The organism is Parasedimentitalea maritima, from assembly GCF_005771405.1.
Classification (GTDB): Bacteria; Pseudomonadota; Alphaproteobacteria; order Rhodobacterales; family Rhodobacteraceae; genus Parasedimentitalea; species Parasedimentitalea maritima.
The window spans coordinates 238,085-258,229 of record NZ_VAUA01000007.1; the positions used below are offsets into that span (position 1 = coordinate 238,085).

Annotated in this window: 22 protein-coding genes and 1 pseudogene; 8 read left to right on the forward strand and 15 right to left on the reverse strand. The window is 56.0% G+C overall.

All coding sequences use genetic code 11. The features are described from left to right. Positions 1-10: 10 nt before the first annotated feature. Positions 11-802 (forward strand): amino acid ABC transporter ATP-binding protein, encoded by a 792-nt coding sequence (locus FEE96_RS15205; RefSeq protein WP_138163972.1) that lies wholly within the window; start codon positions 11-13, stop codon positions 800-802. 62 nt (positions 803-864) lie between these two features. Here FEE96_RS15205 and FEE96_RS15210 read toward each other — a convergent pair whose 3' ends face one another. The 5 genes from FEE96_RS15210 to argB all read right to left on the reverse strand — a co-directional run bounded on the left by FEE96_RS15210 (position 865) and on the right by argB (position 4,413). Beyond that, positions 865-1,293, reverse strand: a complete 429-nt coding sequence (locus FEE96_RS15210) for a GNAT family N-acetyltransferase (RefSeq protein WP_138163973.1) — start codon at positions 1,291-1,293, stop codon at positions 865-867. Between the two features lie 222 nt (positions 1,294-1,515). Beyond that, positions 1,516-2,013 carry a SixA phosphatase family protein gene (locus FEE96_RS15215; RefSeq protein WP_138163974.1) on the reverse strand — a complete coding sequence of 166 codons (498 nt, stop codon included), beginning with the start codon at positions 2,011-2,013 and terminating at the stop codon, positions 1,516-1,518. Continuing rightward, on the reverse strand, positions 2,010-2,657 hold the full coding sequence (locus FEE96_RS15220; protein WP_138163975.1) for a ferredoxin: 648 nt from the start codon (positions 2,655-2,657) through the stop codon (positions 2,010-2,012). The genes FEE96_RS15215 and FEE96_RS15220 overlap by 4 nt, the downstream gene beginning before the upstream one ends. After that, positions 2,654-3,448 (reverse strand): sterol desaturase family protein, encoded by a 795-nt coding sequence (locus tag FEE96_RS15225; RefSeq protein WP_138164031.1) that lies wholly within the window; start codon positions 3,446-3,448, stop codon positions 2,654-2,656. The genes FEE96_RS15220 and FEE96_RS15225 overlap by 4 nt, the downstream gene beginning before the upstream one ends. A 101-nt stretch (positions 3,449-3,549) precedes the next feature. After that, on the reverse strand, positions 3,550-4,413 hold the full coding sequence (gene argB, locus FEE96_RS15230) for an acetylglutamate kinase (RefSeq protein WP_138163976.1): 864 nt from the start codon (positions 4,411-4,413) through the stop codon (positions 3,550-3,552). A gap of 120 nt (positions 4,414-4,533) precedes the next feature. Between argB and FEE96_RS15235 the strand changes: the two genes are divergently transcribed. Both FEE96_RS15235 and FEE96_RS15240 read left to right on the forward strand, forming a co-directional pair. Further along, positions 4,534-5,262 (forward strand): SDR family NAD(P)-dependent oxidoreductase, encoded by a 729-nt coding sequence (locus tag FEE96_RS15235; protein WP_138163977.1) that lies wholly within the window; start codon positions 4,534-4,536, stop codon positions 5,260-5,262. 65 nt (positions 5,263-5,327) lie between these two features. Beyond that, the gene (locus tag FEE96_RS15240) at positions 5,328-5,972 is read left to right on the forward strand and encodes a hypothetical protein (RefSeq protein ID WP_138163978.1); all 645 of its coding nucleotides are present in this window, start codon (positions 5,328-5,330) and stop codon (positions 5,970-5,972) included. A 96-nt stretch (positions 5,973-6,068) separates the two neighbouring features. Here FEE96_RS15240 and FEE96_RS15245 read toward each other — a convergent pair whose 3' ends face one another. The 7 genes from FEE96_RS15245 to ttcA form a co-directional block, all read right to left on the reverse strand. After that, positions 6,069-7,469: a PepSY-associated TM helix domain-containing protein gene (locus FEE96_RS15245; protein ID WP_138163979.1), complete on the reverse strand. Its 1,401-nt coding sequence runs from the start codon at positions 7,467-7,469 to the stop codon at positions 6,069-6,071. 77 nt (positions 7,470-7,546) lie between these two features. Next, positions 7,547-7,864 (reverse strand): DUF2946 family protein, encoded by a 318-nt coding sequence (locus FEE96_RS15250; protein WP_171021729.1) that lies wholly within the window; start codon positions 7,862-7,864, stop codon positions 7,547-7,549. 42 nt (positions 7,865-7,906) lie between these two features. Beyond that, positions 7,907-8,557, reverse strand: a complete 651-nt coding sequence (yihA, locus tag FEE96_RS15255) for a ribosome biogenesis GTP-binding protein YihA/YsxC (RefSeq protein WP_138163980.1) — start codon at positions 8,555-8,557, stop codon at positions 7,907-7,909. Beyond that, complete coding sequence (locus tag FEE96_RS15260; protein WP_138163981.1) at positions 8,557-9,294, reverse strand: MOSC domain-containing protein; 738 nt, start codon at positions 9,292-9,294, stop codon at positions 8,557-8,559. The genes yihA and FEE96_RS15260 overlap by 1 nt, the downstream gene beginning before the upstream one ends. Next, positions 9,291-11,105, reverse strand: a complete 1,815-nt coding sequence (gene yidC / locus FEE96_RS15265; RefSeq protein WP_138163982.1) for a membrane protein insertase YidC — start codon at positions 11,103-11,105, stop codon at positions 9,291-9,293. Before yidC ends, FEE96_RS15260 begins: the two co-directional genes overlap by 4 nt. Before the next feature lie 123 nt (positions 11,106-11,228). Then, on the reverse strand, positions 11,229-12,746 hold the full coding sequence (locus FEE96_RS15270; RefSeq protein WP_246079465.1) for a putative bifunctional diguanylate cyclase/phosphodiesterase: 1,518 nt from the start codon (positions 12,744-12,746) through the stop codon (positions 11,229-11,231). Positions 12,747-12,843: 97 nt separating this feature from the next. Continuing rightward, the gene (gene ttcA / locus FEE96_RS15275) at positions 12,844-13,740 is read right to left on the reverse strand and encodes a tRNA 2-thiocytidine(32) synthetase TtcA (RefSeq protein WP_138163984.1); all 897 of its coding nucleotides are present in this window, start codon (positions 13,738-13,740) and stop codon (positions 12,844-12,846) included. Between the two features lie 191 nt (positions 13,741-13,931). Here ttcA and FEE96_RS15280 point away from each other — a divergent pair, with 191 nt between their 5' ends. Beyond that, entirely contained in the window at positions 13,932-14,423 is a 492-nt protein-coding gene (locus FEE96_RS15280) for a plastocyanin/azurin family copper-binding protein (RefSeq protein WP_138163985.1), read from the forward strand. A gap of 167 nt (positions 14,424-14,590) precedes the next feature. Further along, positions 14,591-15,337, forward strand: coding sequence for a glycosyltransferase family 25 protein (locus tag FEE96_RS15285; RefSeq protein ID WP_171021725.1), 747 nt, complete (start codon positions 14,591-14,593; stop codon positions 15,335-15,337). Here the strand turns inward: FEE96_RS15285 and yidD are convergent. The 3 genes and pseudogenes from yidD to rpmH form a co-directional block, all read right to left on the reverse strand. Further along, the gene (gene yidD / locus FEE96_RS15290) at positions 15,334-15,576 is read right to left on the reverse strand and encodes a membrane protein insertion efficiency factor YidD (protein WP_138163987.1); all 243 of its coding nucleotides are present in this window, start codon (positions 15,574-15,576) and stop codon (positions 15,334-15,336) included. The two genes, FEE96_RS15285 and yidD, sit on opposite strands and share 4 nt — an antisense overlap. 40 nt (positions 15,577-15,616) lie before the next feature. Further along, positions 15,617-16,054, reverse strand: a pseudogene (gene rnpA / locus FEE96_RS15295) (ribonuclease P protein component). 16 nt (positions 16,055-16,070) lie between these two features. Further along, positions 16,071-16,205 (reverse strand): 50S ribosomal protein L34, encoded by a 135-nt coding sequence (rpmH, locus tag FEE96_RS15300; protein ID WP_127747158.1) that lies wholly within the window; start codon positions 16,203-16,205, stop codon positions 16,071-16,073. 337 nt (positions 16,206-16,542) lie between these two features. Between rpmH and FEE96_RS15305 the strand changes: the two genes are divergently transcribed. From FEE96_RS15305 to FEE96_RS15315, 3 genes are read left to right on the forward strand one after another with little or no spacing between them, the layout of a single operon-like run. Next, on the forward strand, positions 16,543-17,280 hold the full coding sequence (locus tag FEE96_RS15305; RefSeq protein WP_138163989.1) for a TVP38/TMEM64 family protein: 738 nt from the start codon (positions 16,543-16,545) through the stop codon (positions 17,278-17,280). Further along, a complete protein-coding gene (locus FEE96_RS15310) occupies positions 17,277-18,695 on the forward strand; it encodes a dihydrolipoyl dehydrogenase family protein (RefSeq protein WP_138163990.1) in 1,419 nt (472 codons plus the stop codon). Before FEE96_RS15305 ends, FEE96_RS15310 begins: the two co-directional genes overlap by 4 nt. A gap of 15 nt (positions 18,696-18,710) precedes the next feature. Continuing rightward, positions 18,711-20,096, forward strand: a complete 1,386-nt coding sequence (locus tag FEE96_RS15315; RefSeq protein ID WP_138163991.1) for a sensor histidine kinase — start codon at positions 18,711-18,713, stop codon at positions 20,094-20,096. Positions 20,097-20,145 lie beyond the last annotated feature (49 nt).

A 20,145-nucleotide genomic window follows, 5' to 3' on the forward strand; every position in this document is an offset into this window, starting at 1 on the left:
AGTTCAACACATGTCTGAACTTGCTACTTCTCGCACTATCGATCGTTCCAAGATGGAGGTCTCTGATGAGATCGCGATTGATATCAATGCCATGAACAAGTGGTACGGGTCGTTTCACGTGCTGCGTGACATCAACCTGACCGTCAACCAAGGCGAACGGATTGTGATCGCCGGGCCTTCGGGCTCGGGGAAATCAACCCTGATCCGCTGTCTGAACGCGCTGGAAGAACACCAGCAGGGCAAGATCACTGTGGATGGGACCGTTCTGTCGAACGATCTGAAAAACATCGACAAGATCCGCCGTGAAGTGGGAATGGTGTTTCAGCACTTTAACCTGTTCCCGCATCTGACGATCCTGGAAAACCTGACTTTGGCTCCGATCTGGGTGCGTAAAACACCTAAGAAAGAAGCTGAAGAAACGGCGATGCACTTCCTTGAGAAGGTGAAGATCCCCGAACAGGCTGGTAAGTACCCCGGTCAGTTGTCTGGTGGTCAGCAGCAGCGTGTGGCGATTGCCCGCTCGCTGTGCATGAAGCCGCGGATCATGTTGTTTGATGAACCAACTTCTGCGCTGGACCCTGAGATGATCAAAGAGGTGCTCGACACCATGATCGAACTCGCAGAAGAAGGCATGACCATGCTCTGCGTGACCCACGAGATGGGCTTTGCCCGTCAGGTGGCGAACCGCGTTATCTTTATGGATGCGGGTCAGATTGTGGAGCAGAACGAACCAGAAGAGTTCTTCAACAACCCACAAAGCGAACGCACCAAACTGTTCCTGAGCCAGATTCTAGGTCACTAAACCAAATCTGTTTCTAATAAATCGGCCCCCGGAAAACCGGGGGCCTTTTTCGTTGTGTTGGGTCAGCTTGGCGTGAACATCAGTTCCAGCACCTTGTGACCAAAGAAGGGATCCATCTTTTCGATGCCTTCAACAAAACCGTAGCTCTGGTAAAAGCGGCGCCCAATGGGGTTGTCCGTAAAGACTTCGAGCCGCAGTTCCCCTTTCAGGTCTACAGCCTTGTCCATCAGGGCTTTGCCAATACGCTTCCCATGATGGCTCGGCCTTACAAACAGGCCACCGACCTCATTTTCCATCAGTGCGATAAAGCCAACGGCTTGGTCATCGCTGACAGCAATGTAGGTTTCCGCAATATCCAGAAAATGGTCGCGTATCATTGCCTCAGCCTGATCCAGCTGGTCATGCGTTAGAAACGGATGAGCCAGACTACTGGATTCGCGCCAGATAGAAAGCACAGCGGTTTTGTCGTTGGGGTGGTAGGGTCTGATCATTGTCAGAGTATCCTTTAGAGATTGCCACAGGGGCAACATGTCTTGAATCTATGAGATGGGTACACTCAGCAATTCACCTGCCAGTGATCGGCGGGTGGTATTTTGATAAGCGATACAGGGACCAACATTGGCCCCAAATTCAACGGGACATAAAATCTCCAGGACTGTCACGGGTCGCATAACAGAAGAGATCTGGGTATTTCAAGCAGTGTTGGGCTTCGGTCAGGCGGCTTCCAGCTCGCGCGGTACTATAAAGTCCACTAGGTGCCCGCAGTTCCAGTCCAGCTCACTCCAGCTATCAATATCAAACTGAACAACCGAAGTTGCTCCGGTCGGGTAGTTGAAGAACCGCGGGTGGTCCGGAGCAAGTTTTGCAATTTCGCGTGCAAACGAGCCGATACCGGGATTATGCGCGAGTATCATGGTGCAGGGGCGTTCTGCCTCTCTGAGAACCTGTAGAATGATGTCGGCATTTGCGTGGTACAACCGTTCTACGAACACCGCTGGCGCGCCCAAGTCCATCCGTTCATAGGTTTCGCGTGTGCGCTGGGATGGGGAGGAAATCACCTGATCAGGCACATGCCCGTTTTGCTTTAACCACAGCCCTAATGCTGTAGCTGACTGGCGCCCCCGCTTGTTCAAAGGGCGGGCATGATCGCTGGGCGCGGATGTGTCCCATGCAGATTTGGCGTGGCGGGTGAGAATCAGAGTACAAGTCATCGCGCGTGAAAGTACCTCATATGATGTGCGGTTTGGTCGAATAGTCGGTTGGCGCCATCGCTTAGCGGGCACGCCCGTCTGGCAAGGCAGCCACGGGACAGGCACTCTTTGCCGTCTGCCGTGTCCAGATAGTCATGACAAACTGCCAGTTCATAGGGGCCTCCGTCAACCATTGCGTTCACTGGGCAACTGGTCAGGCAGGGCTTTGCCGCGCAACTGTCGCAAGGGGAATGGATGAGCGGAGGTGCCGGAATGCTCAGTTTGGTATCAAAATGCAGTGTGCCGCGATACGAAATCAACATTCCGACCTGATCATGCACCAGCATTTTGGATGGCGACGTGAAGGCACGGCCCGACTGAAGGGCCCATTGAATAAAGGGCGGGTAGGGTGGCCCGTCCGAGGGGAAACTGCATGTGGCGTTCAACTTTTTTGCAAGCTGGCCGATGACCCGTGCAGACCACCGGTCAACCGGGTCTGCCTGACCATCGAGATACTCAGCCGATGTCGTAAAGCAGGGCCAAAAGTTTTCACCTGTGCCAAGCAGAACAATGGTTTGCCCATACTGGCAGTCACTGGGATGAAGCCCACCCATCAGGATCAGCCCATGTGGTGCAATCGCAGCCTCAATTTCCTCAAAGGTCATTTGCGACGAAAGGGCAGGCAGAGGCTCCACCAAAGTTTGGTGGGTTGATCATCGCGCCATTGCAAACCGACCTTCATCGCGTCGTGCCCCTCTTTTGGCTGCGGAACATAGGTTCCAAACATCTTGTCCCAAATGGATAGGGCAAATCCATAGTTGCTGTCGTGCTCGGTGCGACGGGTCGAGTGGTGAACGCGGTGCATGTCGGGCGTGACCAGAACCAAACGCACCAAGCGGTCGAGCGTCAGCGGAAGACGCAGGTTAGAATGGTTGAACAAGGCCGTACCATTGAGCAGGATTTCAAACACGACCACGGCGATTGCCGTTGGACCCAACAGGTAGATCAACCCAATCTTCAGCACCATGGACAGCGCAATTTCCGCCGGGTGAAACCGAACGGCGGTGGTGACATCCATATCAAGGTCAGCGTGGTGCACCCGGTGCAGGCGCCACAGCAGCGGGACCTTGTGGGTGATCAGATGTTGCAGCCAGATTGCAAAGTCTAGGAACAGCACTGCAAGGGTGAATTCAAGCCAGGCAGGCAGTTCAACCGCATTGAACAGGCCCCAGCCCTTTGTCTGTGCATCCAGTGCCGCCCCGACGGCCAGCAAGGGTAGCCCAAATGCCACTGCGCGCAGGGTCAGTGTGTTGAGAACCGTGATTGAGAGGTTGGTGAACCAACGGTTGGCGCGTGGCTGCTGGCGGGCGCGGCGCGGCGCCAGGTGCTCGGCACAGGCAAATACTGCGAACAGCCCCAAGAAAATGCCAAGACGGAGTGTGGTTTCGTTTTCCATGCATTCAGAAAGGCGCATATGAAAGTCAAACGCAAGTCTGGATAATACACGTTGCTGTCAGGTTGTAGCTAAGGGCGGGGCGTAAACCCCGCCTTTCTGTACTAGTCAGGCCGGATCATCGATCCAGCGCCGTGGAGTGTAAACAGCTCCAGCAGGACCGAGTTTTGGACTCGTCCATCCACGATGGTACAGGCCCGCACACCGTTGCGAACCGCCTGCAAAGCGGTTTCGGTTTTGGGGATCATGCCACCGGCAATGACGCCGCTGCGGGTCATCGCTTCCACATCCGTGGCTTTCAACTCCGTAACCACATCGCCCTCGGCATTTTTAACACCCGCTACATCCGTCAGGAGCAGTAACCGGTCCGCCTTGAGCGCGGAGGCCACTGCGCCTGCTGCAGTGTCACCATTGATGTTAAAAGTCTCACCCTCACGGCCCGCACCAATCGGGGCAATCACCGGGATCATGTCCTTTTCGAACAAGTGATGCAGAACCGAGGCATCCATGTCTGCCGGGGTGCCAACAAAACCCAGATCAGGATTGGTCTGATCGCAGGTGATCAGGTTGGCGTCTTTGCCGGACAGGCCAACACCCATGCCACCCTGACGGTTGATCGCTTGTACAATGCGTTTATTGACCAGGCCGGACAGCACCATTTCCACCACTTCCATGGTGGCTTTGTCGGTGACGCGCTTACCACCCACAAACTCGGATTTGATTTCCAGCTTGTCCAGCATGGCGTTGATCATTGGACCACCGCCATGAACAATCACCGGGTTTACGCCGACTTGTCGCAGCAGAACCATGTCACGAGCAAAAGTATCCATTGCTTCGTCGCTGCCCATGGCGTGACCGCCAAGTTTGACGACGACAATAGCCCCATCGTAGCGCTGCAAATAGGGCAGTGCGCTGGACAATGTGGCGGCGGTGGCAATCCAATCGCGGTTCATGTGCTGTTTCTTCATCGCTTGGGGTCCCTTTGACGGCTTCTGTTACGCGGTTCTGCCCCCGCTGCCAAGTGTAGCGTTGCAGCTGGGGGCCGCAGTGATAGGGTTGGCTGGAAATTCAAAGCTGAGGACCGGCTAATGCGCCAAAAGACAATGTTGCTGACCGGAGCCAGCCGGGGCATAGGACATGCCACCGTGCGCCGTTTTAATAGCGAAGGCTGGCGGGTGATCACCTGCTCGCGCCATCCGTTCCCCGTGGAATGCCCCTGGGGGGGCGGACAGGAAAACCACGTACAGGTTGATCTGGGGGATCCGGCAGGCACCATCAATGCGGTTGGTATAATTCAGGACCTGTTGGACGGGCCGCTGGATGCGCTGGTCAACAACGCCGGGATTTCGCCCAAAGGTCCAAATGGCGAACGGTTGAGCACGCTGGACACCGATCTGATGGACTGGGGCAAGGTGTTCCACGTCAACTTCTTTGCATCCGTCGTGCTGGCACGCGGGTTAAAAGATGAACTGGCCGCCGCCAAAGGTTCAGTTGTCAACGTGACGTCAATCGCGGGCAGTCGGGTGCATCCATTCGCTGGCGCCGCCTATGCCACCTCCAAGGCCGCGCTGGCGGCGCTGACGCGTGAAATGGCGCATGACTTTGGCCCGCTTGGCGTGCGGGTCAATGCGATCGCGCCAGGAGAAGTGGAAACTGCGATTCTATCGCCAGGCACAGACAAGATCGTCAGGAAGTTGCCAATGCAGCGATTGGGCCAGCCAGAGGAAGTCGCAGCCGCGATCTTCTTCCTGTGTTCAAACGACAGTTCCTACATCTCTGGTGCCGAGATTGAGGTGAATGGAGCGCAGCACGTTTAACATCTTGATTTTGGGTCAGGCTCAATAGATTTTTTATCAGCCGATAGAGGTGTGGAGTAGCAGATTTGTTTTTTCGATTTTTTGGCTGCTTGCTGGCCGTCATTTTGGCTGGCTGCCAAACCCAGATGCCGGAAGGGTTTGCGAGTGAGCTTTTTCCTGCCACCGCTAATGTTAGCGAGAATGAGCGGCGTTTTTATGGCGATTGGTTTGGACGCCACTTGTTTGCAATGAACGAGGCTGGACTTGGGGACGCGGAGTTGTCCACTGATGAAGTAATGATCATCCGGTTACTGGTTTTGCCAAGCTTTGACACACCTACCGTCGTTCGGTTGACGTTGAAACAAGATGGAAGCGGCCTGTTTGTTCAGAAAACATCAACCGGCACAGGAGGCTATGAACCTGGGCGTTTGGATGAGGTGGTCGAGGGGGACATGTCAGTGGAAACAGGTTCCCGGATAGAAGCCATGGTGGCAGATTTTGGGGTCTTTGGCGGCGCGCTTCCCTTCAGAGCTGAGAACCCGGGTGAGACAGTTCAGCTGGATGGAACCGTTGTGGCGTTGGAGTTTCGCAAGCTTGACAAATTCGTGGTGGCGCAACGGACTGAGCTTGAGGTGCAGGGGGAACCGGAACTTGCCAAGCTGATTGCGGAAATCGCAGCTGCAAGTGGCGACAACCCGTTGACCAAAGAAATTTGGAATCCACACCCCTAGCAGCATAAGGCCGCTAGGGGTGTCGCGCATGTTTAGCAACAATGCGTCACACTTATTGAGGACTGGCGGGACACAAGGCCAGCCCCCACTTACATTTTATGACAATGCGCGTTTTACGGCTGGGATGGTCCCCAGGATCAGCACATCAAAGGCCAGCACAGCCAGCAAGGTCAGGCCAACCAAGGGGAAGGCCAGCGAGGTGACGATGCAGATCAGTGCAGCGCCTTTCCAAAGCGGAAGGTCCGCTGGTGCCGGAGGGGCGGCAAGACGGCCAGCGCCAGAGGGTCGGCGTTTGATCCACATCACCACGCCTGACACGGAGACAAAAATCACTGACAGGCAGAACACAGTGTTCAGGATGAGGTTCCACAACCCCATGTCGCCTTCGTGCAGCGCAATCCCAACGGCCATGCTTTTACCCATCAACGAATAGTCCGCAAAGCCAATATCGGCGAGGATCTTGCCGGTGTGCTGATCAATGTGAACAGTCCGGTCGCAGGTCGGGCAATCGCTGTCATTGCTCATGCTGTCTTGGTTGAGGGTCCAGACACCTGTTTCGCCACTGGGAAAATTGATCCGGAAACGTCCTTCATAGCCAAGCGCGCGCCCTAGCATGGCAATGCTATCGACGGTGGCAGGTACATCTGCGGGCAGGCCTTCTATGCCAGCATCAGAGCCAGACTCGGGCATCAGGGTTTGTTCCAGCGCCCAGGGAACATCCTTGATCGCGCCATGGTTCATATTGGCGTGAGTGTCGTCGGACAGCGGCACGTTCTCCCATTTCTCGGCAGGGAAGCTGCTCCAGGCCTGCACAAGTTTTTCACCCCAAATGCCAGTCCAGGACAGTCCGGACAGCAGGAACAACACTAAGACCAGTGAGATGTAGAACGCCGTCACCGCATGCAGGCTTTTCCATAGCGCGCGACCACGGGCCGCCAGATCCGGGACCAGAACGGCGCGTAGTCCGGTTGTGCGAGGCCACCAAAGGTACAGGCCTGTCAGGACCAGAACGATGCCCAATCCAGCGGCAATTTCAATCAAACGATCGCCGGTGTCCCCGATCAGAAGCGTGCCGTGAATGTCGTTGGCGAAGTCGTACCATCCAGCCTGGCGCACCCAGGAAGCGATCACTGTGGCATCATAGGGGTTTACTGCAACCAGATGCTGAACGCCTTCGGATTTGACACGAAATACAGAGGCACGATCAGCTTGTGCTGCGCCGATCCATTCCACCAGCGTGGCGACGGGCAAGGCGTTAAGCGCTGCCTGTGATTGTTGCTCAAGACTGAGCGCAACTCCGGTTGGGGTCACGGAAATATGCTCTCCATCACGACCCGAGAAAACCGCGATATACATCATCACCAAGCCGGTGACGGCCAGCATGATCAGGAAGGGGATAACATATAGGCCAGCGTAAAAGTGCCAGCGCCAGACGGTGAAGTAGAATTTTTCAGATAGCGATCGGGCTGGACCCGTGGTTTGGCTGTCGGTTGCCATTGGATGGTCTCTCCATATCGGAACAGGTGCCGGTCGCCTTGGACGCCGGACAAAAAGAATTTGGAATGTTCAGAAAATCAGGAGAGTGCGGGCGGGCCGCGGGCATCGTAGCGCCAGTGGAACCCGGCGGTGTAATGGGTAAAGGGCTGGTCGTCCCAGCGGGCGGCAAGGAATGTGCCAAGTGTCAGAGCCGGGTCTGACACAGGGATCAGAGCGGCCGTCGTCAGAGAAAAGAACGGGCAGCTGCGATCGTCCATCTGTTCGGCGGGGGCCGTGTCTCCACCCAGATCGACCCACTGTTCTTGGGTGCCGTCGGTGGTACAGATTACCAGCAGTACTTTGCCGTCATGACTGGTTGCAGGCATCCAGCCAGCCGGGATCATCCCGGCTAGCATGATTGCCACCAACACCAGATATGACAGCAAGCGCCCCACAGGTTAGACTAAGCCAACTATGATCGAGCGCAGGGTGGCAATGCCATCGCCCTTTTCGGACGAGGTCAGCACCATTTCGGGATAAGCGGCCGGGTGGTTTGCCAGCTTGCTGCGTACTTGATCCAGCATCCGTGCCATGTCTTTTTCTTTGACCTTGTCGGCCTTGGTCAGCACGCACTGGAACGTCACAGCGGAACTGTCGAGCAGCGACATGATCTCTTCGTCCACTGGTTTGACCCCGTGGCGGGCGTCAATCAGCACGAAGGCCCGGCGCAGAGTTTGGCGGCCGGACAGATATTGTTTCAGCAGGCGTTGCCACTTTTCGACCACGGGCAGCGGCGCGTTGGCATAGCCATAGCCGGGGAGGTCGACCAGATAGTGGTCAGGCCCCTGGGTGAAATAGTTGATTTCCTGCGTGCGGCCCGGCGTGTTCGACGCCCGTGCCAGACCTTTGGTGCCGGTCAGCGCGTTGATCAGGCTGGACTTGCCAACATTGGAACGGCCTGCAAAACAGACCTCCATCCGGTCGGCTGGTGGCAGGCCGGACATGGCCACAACACCTTTGACAAACTCGGATTCGCCGGCAAACATCTTGCGGCCCTTTTCCGTTGTGAAGTCATCGGGCGTTTCGGCTAGGGTAAATTGGATTTGCATCAGAGCACCTCGAGTGTGTCGCCAAGGGCGACATCACCATCATTTTGGACGACGGCAAGAATGCCGAAATCAGTATGACCCCAGTGTTCACGTAGGGCCTTAAGTGTGTTGGCGTCGCGTTCGCCTGTGTCCGGGTTGGCTTCGGTGGCGCGGCAACGGGTGATCCGGTCGATCACCTTCAGGCGGGCACCACCAATCTTCAACTCTTGGTCCACCCAATCAAATTCTTCGAAAGGAGTGGAGCCGTCAATCCAGAGATTTCCGCGGAACCGGCGGGGATCAAGGTTCTGACCAAGTTTGTCCCCCAGTGCGTTCAGCGACGCCAGGGACATGATAGAGATTGCCGAAACGTCTGCGTCTGCCATGCCACCCTTGGGTGATTTGATCAGCGTATGGGGAGCAGGACGTTCGGAGGGATAGATCGATGTGATCCAGTCGACCAGTTTGGCGCTGTCCGCAGAGGGATCGATGGTGAGATCATCCTGTTTAGGATGTCTCAGCGTGATCAGGTCACCATCAGTGACAGCAGTTACAGCCATCAGTTCTGGTCCGAAACAGCCACGAGCGAAGTTGCGGCAGTGTTGCCACTCGCCAGTATCCGTGGCTTTCCCGGTCAACAATGCCCAAGCTCTATCCAAAGGCAAAGGCCCGCCTTCATTCAGGCGGACCTCTGTAAGTGGTTCGGCCCCGATCCCTTTGATCGGGTGCCGCCACATCTGTGCAATTTTGCTTGTCATTTTTTATCCGTCTTAGGCGTTTTCTTAAAGCCCGACTTGATATTGCCGAAAATGTCCGGGGTATAACCCTGACTGCGCATGATCAGATATTGCTGAGTGAACGTGATCGTGTTGTTGGCGATCCAGTAGACAACCAGACCCGACGCAAACCCGCCCAGCATGAACATGAACACCCATGGCATCCAGGCAAAGATCATCTGCTGAGTTGGGTCAGTGGGGGCAGGGTTCAGCTTTTGCTGCAGGAACATCGAGATACCCAGCAACAGCGGCAGAATACCGATGAAGACTAGTGCCACAATGGTTCCTGCTTCTGGTCCAGCCCAAGGTAGGACGCCAAACAGGTTCATGATCGAGGTTGGGTCAGGTGCACTGAGATCCTGGAAGGGACCAAAGAACGGTGCGTGACGCAGTTCGATTGTGACAAAAATCACCTTGTACAGCGAGAAGAAGATCGGGATCTGCAGCAGGATTGGCAGGCAGCCCGCAGCGGGGTTTACCTTTTCCTTCTTGTACAGCTCCATCATGCCTTTCTGAACCGCCTGACGGTCGTCGCCGGCTTTCTTCTTCAGCTCTTCCATCTGCGGCTGCAGTTCCTTCATCTTCGCCATCGAGACGTAGGATTTGTAAGCCAGCGGGAATAGGATTGCCTTGATGATCAGGGTCAGGCCGATGATCGACCAACCCATGTTGCCAATCAGTTGGTTCAGGTTGTGCAGCAACCAGAAGATCGGCTTGGTCAGCATGAAGAACCAGCCCCAGTCGATGCTGTCGATGAATCCAGCAACGCCACCTGCTTCGTATTCGCGGATGGTGGCCCATTCCTTGGCACCGGCAAACAGCTGCGTGGTGACTTCGGAAGATTGGCCGGCTGCAAGGGTGACGGTCGGCAGCACGATGTCTGTTTGATAGATATCGCGGCGGTCGTCGTATTTGGCGATAGATTTGAACGCTTGGCCTGATTCTGGGATCAGTGTCGACATCCAGAAGTGATCAGTGAAGCCAATCCAGCCACTTTCGGCAACCTGGGTGACCTCAGCCTTGCCTTCACGTGGGTCCACGTCGAAATCAGGCATGCTGCTGTAATCGGTTTCTGTCAGCTCGCCATCTGCCATGCCAACAACACCTTCGTGCAGGATGAAGAAGTTCTTCAGCTCTGCCGGCTCACCGTGACGCGCAAGGGTGCCATAGGGCGCCAGCGCAACGGTGCTGTCCGAGGTGTTTTCAACCGATTGGGTGACTTCGAACATATAGTCTTCGTCGATGGCGATGGTGCGCGAGAAGGTCAGGCCTTTGCCGTTGTCCCAGGTCATGGTGACCGGGGTGTCTGGGGTCAGTGTGTTGTCGCCCTGTGGCTGCCAGATGGTATTGGCACCCGGAACCTCGTCCGGTGCTAGACCTGCACCCGGAGCCCAGCCATAGAGCGCGTAGTAAGCGCCCGGCTCTCCCACTGGGGACAGCATTTTGACGATTTCGGCGTCATCTTCGATCGAGACGCGGTAATCTTTCAGCGACAGATCGTCGATGCGGCCACCCTGCAGCGAGATGCTGCCGGACAGGCGAGGTGTGTCGATGTCGATACGGGGTGCCTTGGGCGCTTCGGCCTCGGCAGTCTGTGCCGTCGCGGCGGCATCAGTAGCTGCAGTGCCACCAACCACTGGGGCGCCGGCGGTATCGCCTGTTGCCACAGTTTCGTTCACCGCAGGCTCAACGACGGGTGCCGGCTCTGGTGGTGGGAAAAAGGTATACCAACCAAGAATCACCAAAAAGCTGAGGACGGTCGCGAGTATTAGATTTTTGTTCTGGTCGTCCATTTGGGACTGCCACCTTGTACAGGGAATGACAGGGTGTGGTTCAACAGAGATGGACCCCAAAGGTCAAGCAGATTCGGGAGGATCGGGGCGTCAATACGCCCCAATTGGTAAATTCAGCCGCTGTTAGCTGCGCTGTTTGCCAATTGCGGGGGCGTCCTGCAGTTTTGCCTGATGGGCAGTGATCCAGTCCAGTGTCTGGTCAAATGGCATCGGGCGACCAATGCCAAAGCCCTGCACATGGTCACAGCCAAGCTGCGCCAACAGCGCGTGTTCGCCCACGGTTTCCACACCTTCGGCCAGGGTTTCCAGCTCCAGCCGCTCGGCCATCGTCAGAATGGCACCGATCAGTTTTTGCTGTTCCGGGTCGCGATCAGCTTTCATCACAAAAGACCGGTCGATTTTGATGCGCGAGATGTTGAAGCGGCGTACCGAGGCAATCGAGGCATGGCCTGTGCCGAAGTCATCCAGATCAATCTGGCAGCCCAGAGTTCCAAGGCCAGAGATATTGCGGGTGATCACATCATCGGGGGAATCGCTGACAACAGTTTCAAGGATTTCAACCGAGAGCCGTTCCGGAGCCAGATCAAACCGTTCCATTTCCCATTTGACGCGGTCCACCAGACCAGGGTTCTGCAATTCATCAGTAGCAAAGTTGACACCAACGGTAGGGACATCCACTCCGGCGGCATCCCAGGCCTTAAGAGCCGTCAGCGCGTGATACAGCATTACCTGGCTGAGACGTTCCATCAATCCAGCCTCTTCCAAGGCAGGCAGGAAGGTGGAGGGCGGGATCATGCCATGTACAGGGTGCGACCAGCGGGCCAGTGCCTCAAATCCAGTTACTTTACCGGTGTCGGTTGAAATCTGCGGCTGGAACCAGGGCTGAATTTGACCACCTTCCAGTGCTGTGGCGGCATCTTCACGCAGATCGCTGCGCGCCTTGGTGCGGCGGTGAATGTCGGCGCTATAGGCACGAATACCTGATGGTCCGTTATGCTGCGCATCGCCCAACGCGGCGGTGGAGGCTGATAACCAGTCCGAGGGACTGTTTCCTGGGGCGCGGTTACGCATGCAGAAGCCAACCGAACAGGACAGGTAAATCGAGGCGCCATCCAGCGAAATGGGCTCTTCTAGTGCGGCCTGCAACCGGCCGGCCAGTTGCACGGTGAGCTCAAGGTCTAGCTGTTGTACCGGCATCAGGCAGATTCCGAATTTACTATCGCCAATCCGGGCAACGGTGTCGTTGTCACGAAGTGTCGCAACGATTCGTTCGCCGCAACGTTGCAACGCCGCATCTCCGGCGGATTGACCATGCCGCGTGACCAGTTCCTTGTATTCGTCAATTTCCAAAACCAGGGTGGCAGATCTCAGGCCGGTGTCATCGGTGCCGTAGTAGACCCGCTCAAGCTCCATTTCGAAACCTTCACGCAACAACATGCCAGTGACGCTATCACGCGGAATGTATGACATCTTGGAATTGCCAAAAGCACCCATGGCGGCAAACACGATCGGTAGCCCCAGTGCGACACTCAGCAATGCAACCTCACCGCCCAGCCAGAACATGGCAAGGGTCAGTGCTGGTATAAATGCAAGAACCGGAGGGCCAAGCAGGACCGGAGCGATCTTGCTACGAATTCGCATCAGTCGACCTGAATTCGGATTGAGCATGAAATGACCTTTCGCCTAAACGCACCTTACGCGCTAATAGGAGAATAGGGTCGTTGGTCTGACTCGACCGTTAACGCAGGACGGGAATTTCACCGAAATTTGTATCGGATTCGGTTTTTTTTCGTTCCAGACCCAAGAAATCAAATAATTTGGGGTCCAACAGGTGCGAAGGGCGGGCATTCATCAGAGCGCGGAACATCACTTGGCGGCGCCCGGGACTGTTTGATTCCCATCCATCGAGAATCTGTTTGACCTGCTGACGCTGCAACCCGTCCTGACTGCCACACAGATCACAGGGGATGATCGGATAGTTCATTGAACGGGCAAACTTTTCACAATCAGCCTCGGCGACATGCGCCAGGGGTCTGTAAACAAACAGATCGCCCTCTTCATTAATCAACTTGGGGGGCATCGTGGCCAAACGACCGCCATGAAACAGGTTCATGAAAAAGGTTTCCAGAATGTCATCCCGGTGATGGCCCAGCACCACAGCAGAACACCCTTCTTCGCGGGCAACACGGTACAGGTTACCCCGGCGCAGGCGCGAGCACAGCGCACAGAACGTGCGACCAGCTGGAACCTTGTCCATCACCACGCTGTAGGTGTCCTGATATTCGATTCGGTGCGGCACGCCCATTTTTTCGAGAAATTCAGGCAAAACAGTTGCCGGAAATCCGGGTTGCCCCTGATCCAGGTTGCAGGCCAAAAGATCAACCGGCAGTAGTCCGCGCCATTTCAGCTCATACAGGACTGCCAGCAAGGTATAACTGTCTTTACCGCCAGACAGGCAGACCAGCCACTTCTGCGGCTTGGCATCCGGGTCGCGGGCACCTTGTTCGATCATACCGTACTGTTCAATAGCCTCGCGTGTATAGCGCACAATACGCTTGCGCAGCTTTTTGAACCCGGTGGTCGAGGGAGCGCCGGCAAACAGCGGGTGGATATCGTCAAGGTCTGTATCAAGCATGTCGGCCCCCTAGCGTTTGGGGGGCGTTTTGCCAAGAAAAAACCAGCTTGGGTAGGTCTTACTTCCACAAAGCTGCACTACGGTTGTTGGTGTTGAGTTGAGCTAGCGCAAGGTCGATCAGTTTATGGCTGTGCTAGCCAGTCGCAACAGCAGTGCAATCCTGCGTTTGTGTCCGTGTTCAGGTGACCCTTATGAAACGAATTTCTTCTTATCTGTTTTTGATGGCTTTTGCAGCTGCCCCGGTCTTGGCCGAGAACATCACTGTCGATCTCTCACAGGGGATGAAACACGATGTGAACCAGGTCACCGACCCGATGGCGACAGCGGCGACGGGTATGTTTCGCTTTGATCCACCGCTGGTTCAGCTTGAGCCAGGTGAAGCCCTGGTGTTTCTGAATAGCCGTGGTCAGCACACCGTTCATTCGGTGCCACAACTTTGGCCTGCGGACAGAGATCCGGTTGCCATTTCCAACAAGCCGAGGGTCGAAGTGCAATTCGACGAACCGGGCGTCTATGGGCTGCGCTGCAACCGGCACGGGCAATACGGTATGGCCATGCTTGTTGTTGTTGGCGACGGCGGTGGGGTGACCAGTATTGATGCAGAAGTTGAAGAGATGCGGGCGCATAAGAAGGAAAAACAAGCGTTTCTTGATCTGTTTGCTGCGCATCTAGCTGGCAACTGAGCCAACCCTCTTATCCATGATTGCTCAGGGTGATCCGAGGCGAGCAGTGCCCAGAAATGCGGTGCACTGTACCCGTGTGGGACTGGCCGCTATCCGGATGGGACCTACGTCTTGTTCGGGGAAGTACTTACTCTGGTTTTGCAACTGCGTTACATACGAGGCCAAGCATGAGTGAGAAGCAAACAAGCCGCGCCGCATTGTTGAATGCCTTTGACAAAGTGTTTGTTATCAATCTGCCAAACCGCAAAGATCGACGGCTCGGTATCGATCAACAGCTGAAATCAGTGGGGTTGGGGTTGGGGCACCCGGATGTGTGTCTTTTTCCTGCAGTCAGACCCAGACGCAAACTTGGCTTTCCATCCATTGGCACGCGCGGCTGTTTTCTGAGCCACATTGGGGTTTTGGAACAAGCGATATCGATGAATTTGAAACGATTTCTGGTGCTGGAAGATGACGCGGATTTTTCAGACAACTTCTCGCTTCGGTTCAGAGAGGTGTCGCGATACTTGAAGCAAATTGATTGGGATATGGTCTATGGGCATATGCCAGCGGGGGTCCCAAAGCCCGATTTCAAACAAAGAATGCGAATCGCATTGGTCGCGCCGGATGCCGCAATTGAATGTTTGCATTTCTATGGGGTTTCCGGGCGGTGCGCGGTAAAGGCATTGCCCTACCTGAAGAACATTCTGCAGCGCCCTGCTGGCGATCCGCGTGGCGGCGCGATGCATGTTGATGGTGCCTACTCCTGGTTTCGCAAAAGTCATCCGGAATTGGTGACAGTGGCGGTTGACCCGCCGCTAGCTGTGCAGCGCCCCTCACGGTCCGACATTCATGACCTGCAGTGGTTTGACCGTCAAAAGTTGCTTCGACCAATGACTAATTTAGCGCGCCGTCTAAAACGGAGTGTTGCTTAGGGCGCTGGTGGGTCGTTCTTATCAGGGACAGGATCATAGCCATCGCGTCCTAAGGGGTGACAACGCCCGATACGTTTGGCGGCCAGCCAGCTGCCCTTGAACGCACCATGCTTTTCAAGGGCTTCTAGCGCGTAGGCCGAACATGTCGGTTGATAACGGCAGTTGAAGCCAACCCAGGGGCTGAAGATCAGCCGATAGGCCCGTACGGGCAGGGCGATGATATGGGCCAGCGGGTTCATGAGAGGATAAATAGGGGCGCCAACAGGAACAGGAAAGAGATCAGCGGTGAATTTTCTTCAACGCATAGAGGAAATCGCCCTGCAGGTCTTCAAAAGGCCGATTGGCGGTTTCCTTGGCGCGTCCGATCAGAACATAGTCCCAACCGGGCAGGCCATGCTCGGCCAGATTTAGCCGCGCTACTTCACGCAACCGACGTTTGGCACGATTGCGGGCCACGGCATTGCCGACTTTCTTGGAACAGGTAAACCCAACCCGAATCCCATCACCATCGCCGCGATTGCGACCCTGCACCATCATGCCTTTGCTGCCTTGCCGACGGGCGCGGGCAGCAGCAAGGAATTCGCTGCGTTTGGAGAGTACCTGCATATTGACCTATGGCAATTGAAAGAGGCGATGGACAAACGGAAACCGCCGGAGGCGTTTCCCAAGGGTGGCAATGCCATCCGTGGGGGCCTCCGGCGGTCTAAAATCCGTCAGAAAACTGAGTGCGCGTTTATGCGCTCAGCTCTTTGCGGCCGTGTGCACGACGTGCATTCAGGATCTTGCGGCCTGCCTTAGTGGCCATGCGCGCACGAAAACCGTGGCGACGTTTACGAACCAGGTTCGAAGGCTGAAAGGTGCGTTTCATCGCTCCGGTCTCCATCTATTTATGTCGAAGGCATACAAAAGCCCCCGAGGTGTCTATCTCGAACCCGGTCATTAGAAGGGATTGGCGGGCGAGTCAAACCCTGTGAGGTGGGTTTTCGGTCGGATCGCTATTTTTTTGACTTTTTGGATTGGGGTGAAGGATGGTTTGCGGAGGTTGCGGTGTCAATCGGCATCAGGAAGGGCGGGGGCGGACCAGTTTCTGAAACCATTCTCACAAATCTGCTGGCTGTGATCACTGAGCCGTGATTTCTCTGTACCTGTACTCGCCTCATCCACATTTTGAGCATAGCAGGGGACAAACGGAGACCAAATTGCCAATGACTGAAACGAGTAACACGCCCAAACGCTCCATTTTGCGCCATCTGCCATTGTTGGTCGTGCTGGTGGTTGCGGTGATCGGTGCCTTTACCCTGCGCGATTATCTGAGCTTTGACACCCTGCGTGACAATCGCGAATCGCTGTTGGCTTACCGCGATCAGAATTTTGCGGGCCTCGTTGTGCTGTTCCTTGCAGTTTACATAACCATCGTAGCCTTTTCGCTCCCGGGGGCGGCTGTTGCATCGGTGACGGGTGGGTTCTTGTTTGGACTGGCCGCAGGTACCTTGTTCAACGTCTCGGCGGCGACTATCGGCGCGGCAGCAATTTTTACGGCAGCGCGGCTGGGGCTGGGCGACCTGCTGGCGGCGAAGCTGGAAGCGTCTGAAGGACGAATGCAAAAGTTCAAAACCGGATTGCGGGAAAATGAGGTGCCGGTGCTGCTGCTGATCAGGCTGGTGCCTGCGGTGCCATTCTTTGTCGCCAATTTGTTGCCCGCACTGGTTGGGGTCAGGTTTCGAACCTTTTTGTGGACCACCGCGCTGGGCATCATTCCCGGTGCTATAGTCTTTACCTGGATTGGCGTAGGGCTTGGCGAGGTGTTCGATAGGGGGGGCGATCCGGACCTGTCTCTGTTGTGGGAGCCTCATATCATTGGGCCAATTTTGGCGCTCTGTGCCCTTGCAACACTGCCGATCATTATTAACTCGATCCGTAGCAAGAAAGAGGCCCGAGGATGACAGATATCGAATGTGACCTGCTTGTTATTGGTGCCGGGTCCGGTGGGCTGTCAGTTGCCGCAGGTGCCAGCCAGATGGGGGCCGATGTGGTGCTGCTGGAAGGCCACAAGATGGGTGGCGATTGCCTGAACTATGGCTGTGTGCCTTCCAAGGCGCTGCTAGCCAGCGCCAAAGCCGCTTATGGGCAGAACAACACCGCAGCCTTAGGCGTCGCAGATCAAGTGCCGCAGGTGAGCTATGCGGCTGCAATGGACCATGTCCAAGGCGTGATTAGATCCATAGAGCCGATGGACAGTCAGGACCGGTTCGAAAGTTTTGGCGTGCGGGTGATCCGGGAGTTCGGCCATTTCATCTCTCCGACGCAGGTACAGGCAGGGGAGCAGGTGATAACCGCGCGTCGTGTAGTGATCGCGACGGGGTCTTCACCGCTTGTGCCACCAATCCCTGGTCTGGCGGATGTGCCTTATGAGACAAATGAGACCCTGTTTGATCAGCGGACAAAGCCAGATCACCTGTTGATCATTGGCGGTGGTCCGATTGGCATGGAAATGGCTCAGGCGCATGTCCGGCTGGGCTGCAAAGTCACCGTCATCGAAGCTGCAAGAGCGCTGGGCAAAGATGATCCCGAACTGGCAAAGATCGTTCTGGATAGCCTTCGCGATGAAGGTGTCGAGATTGCCGAGGGCGCACTGGTGAGCAAAGTGCGCGGCACGGCTGGGGCAATTGAGGTTGAAACCAAGGATGGGAGTATCTTCAAAGGGTCGCATTTGCTGATGGCGGTCGGGCGCAAAGCCAATACCGACCGCTTAAACCTAGAGGCTGCAGGCATCGCAACTCACCGGACAGGCATTCAGGTCGACGACGAGCTGCGCACCAGCAACAAACGCGTCTATGCGATTGGCGACGTGGCGGGTGGGATGCAGTTCACTCATGTGGCCGGGTATCAAGCCGGGGTCATCATACGATCCGTCCTATTTGGGCTGCCATCACGCGCGAAAACTGACCACATCCCCTGGACCACCTATACCGACCCTGAATTGGCGCAGGTGGGGATGACGGAACGTCAGGCGCGAGATGTCTATGGGGCCAAACTCGAGGTTATCCGATTCGACTACCTGCATAACGACCGGGCCATGGCAGAGCGTAAGACCAAAGGGTTTATCAAGGTGATGGTGGCCAAAGGACGACCCGTTGGGGCCTCGATTGTTGGGCATCAAGCGGGCGAGTTGATCAGCACCTGGTCGCTGGCTCTGGCCAACAGGTTGAAGATGAGCCAGATTGCGGCGATGGTGGCGCCCTATCCGACGATTGGCGAGATCAACAAACGTGTAGCTGGGGCCTATTTCTCGCCGCGGCTTTTTGATAGTCAATTCGTTAAACCCGCGGTCCAGTTTGTACAGCGCTGGATTCCCTGAGCCAGAAAGGCCGCAATGCTGAATTCGCTCTCAGGCCGATTTCTGATCCTGACCACGATTTTCGTGATGTTGGCAGAAATTCTGATTTTTGTGCCGTCGATCGCCCGGTTTCGTGAGGATTACCTGCTGGCGCGTCTGGAGCGGGCGCAGATCGCATCGCTGGCATTACTGGCGGATGATATGCTGGAAACGGCCCTAGAGGCCGAACTGCTGGAAAACGCAGGGGTGTTCAACGTGGTGCTGCGGCGTGATGAAATGCGCCAGTTGATGCTATCCTCACCTATCCCACAACCCATCGACGAGACATACGATCTGCGGATGGCGAGTCCGGTTGTTCTGATCAAGGATGCAATGGTCCGTTTGGTGACTCCGGGCAATCAGGTCGTCCGCGTAATCGGTGCGCCAGTGCGTGAGGCTGGTTTGCTGATTGAGGTCACGATGGAGACTGCACCGCTGCGGATGGCAATGCTGGATTACGGGGTGCGAATCCTGGTGCTGTCGGCTGTGATTTCGGTGTTCACGGCGTTGCTGTTGTTTGTCGCGGTGAGGGCCATTTTGGTCAAGCCTATCAAAGTGGTGGTGGGGTATATGCAGCGCTATGCTGCTGCCCCCGAAGACGCCCGTGGTATTATCCATCCCAGCGCCGGTGTGACGGAACTGCGCGAAGCTGAAGAAGCCTTGTTGCAGTTGCAGACAGAACTAACCCAGGCGCTAAAGCAAAAGGAACGGCTGGCGCAATTGGGCGAGGCGGTGGCCAAGGTCAGCCATGACCTGCGCAATATCCTGACATCAGCACAGCTGTTCACCGACCGGATTGAGATGAGTGAAGACCCCTTGGTTCGACGTTTGGCGCCTAAACTGGTGAACTCGATCACCCGCGCGGTGTCATTGTGTGAGGGAACATTGGCCTTTGGACGCGCAGAAGAACCCGCCCCAACGCTGACCATGGTGAATTTGTGCGAAGTGGTTGATGATCTGGTCGAAGCGGAACGGGTGACGCTGGGCGATGATAAGGTCGTCATTGTCAGCGAGGTTCCGGCGGATCTGGTGGTGCGCGCCGACCCCGAACAGATTTATCGCATTGTGATGAACCTGGCGCGCAATGCCAGGCAGGCGATCACTGCCACTGGCAATGCGGGAACGGTGACAATCTCGGCCTTTGAAGATAGCGACGCCTGGTGGATCAGTATCAGTGATACCGGGCCGGGGCTGCCCAAGCGGGCACGGGAGAATCTGTTCACTCCGTTTCAAGGAGGCGCCCGCAAAGGTGGGTCGGGGTTGGGGTTGGCAATTGCAGCCGAGTTGAGCCGGGGCCATGGGGGATCCGTCAGCCTGCGTCAGACCGGTCCCGAGGGCACCATTTTTGATGTTTGCCTGCCCAAAGGGGATGGCACCATTTAAATTCGTTTTTGGGGTTGCTCATTTCCGCCGCTCAGATTACATCCCGCCC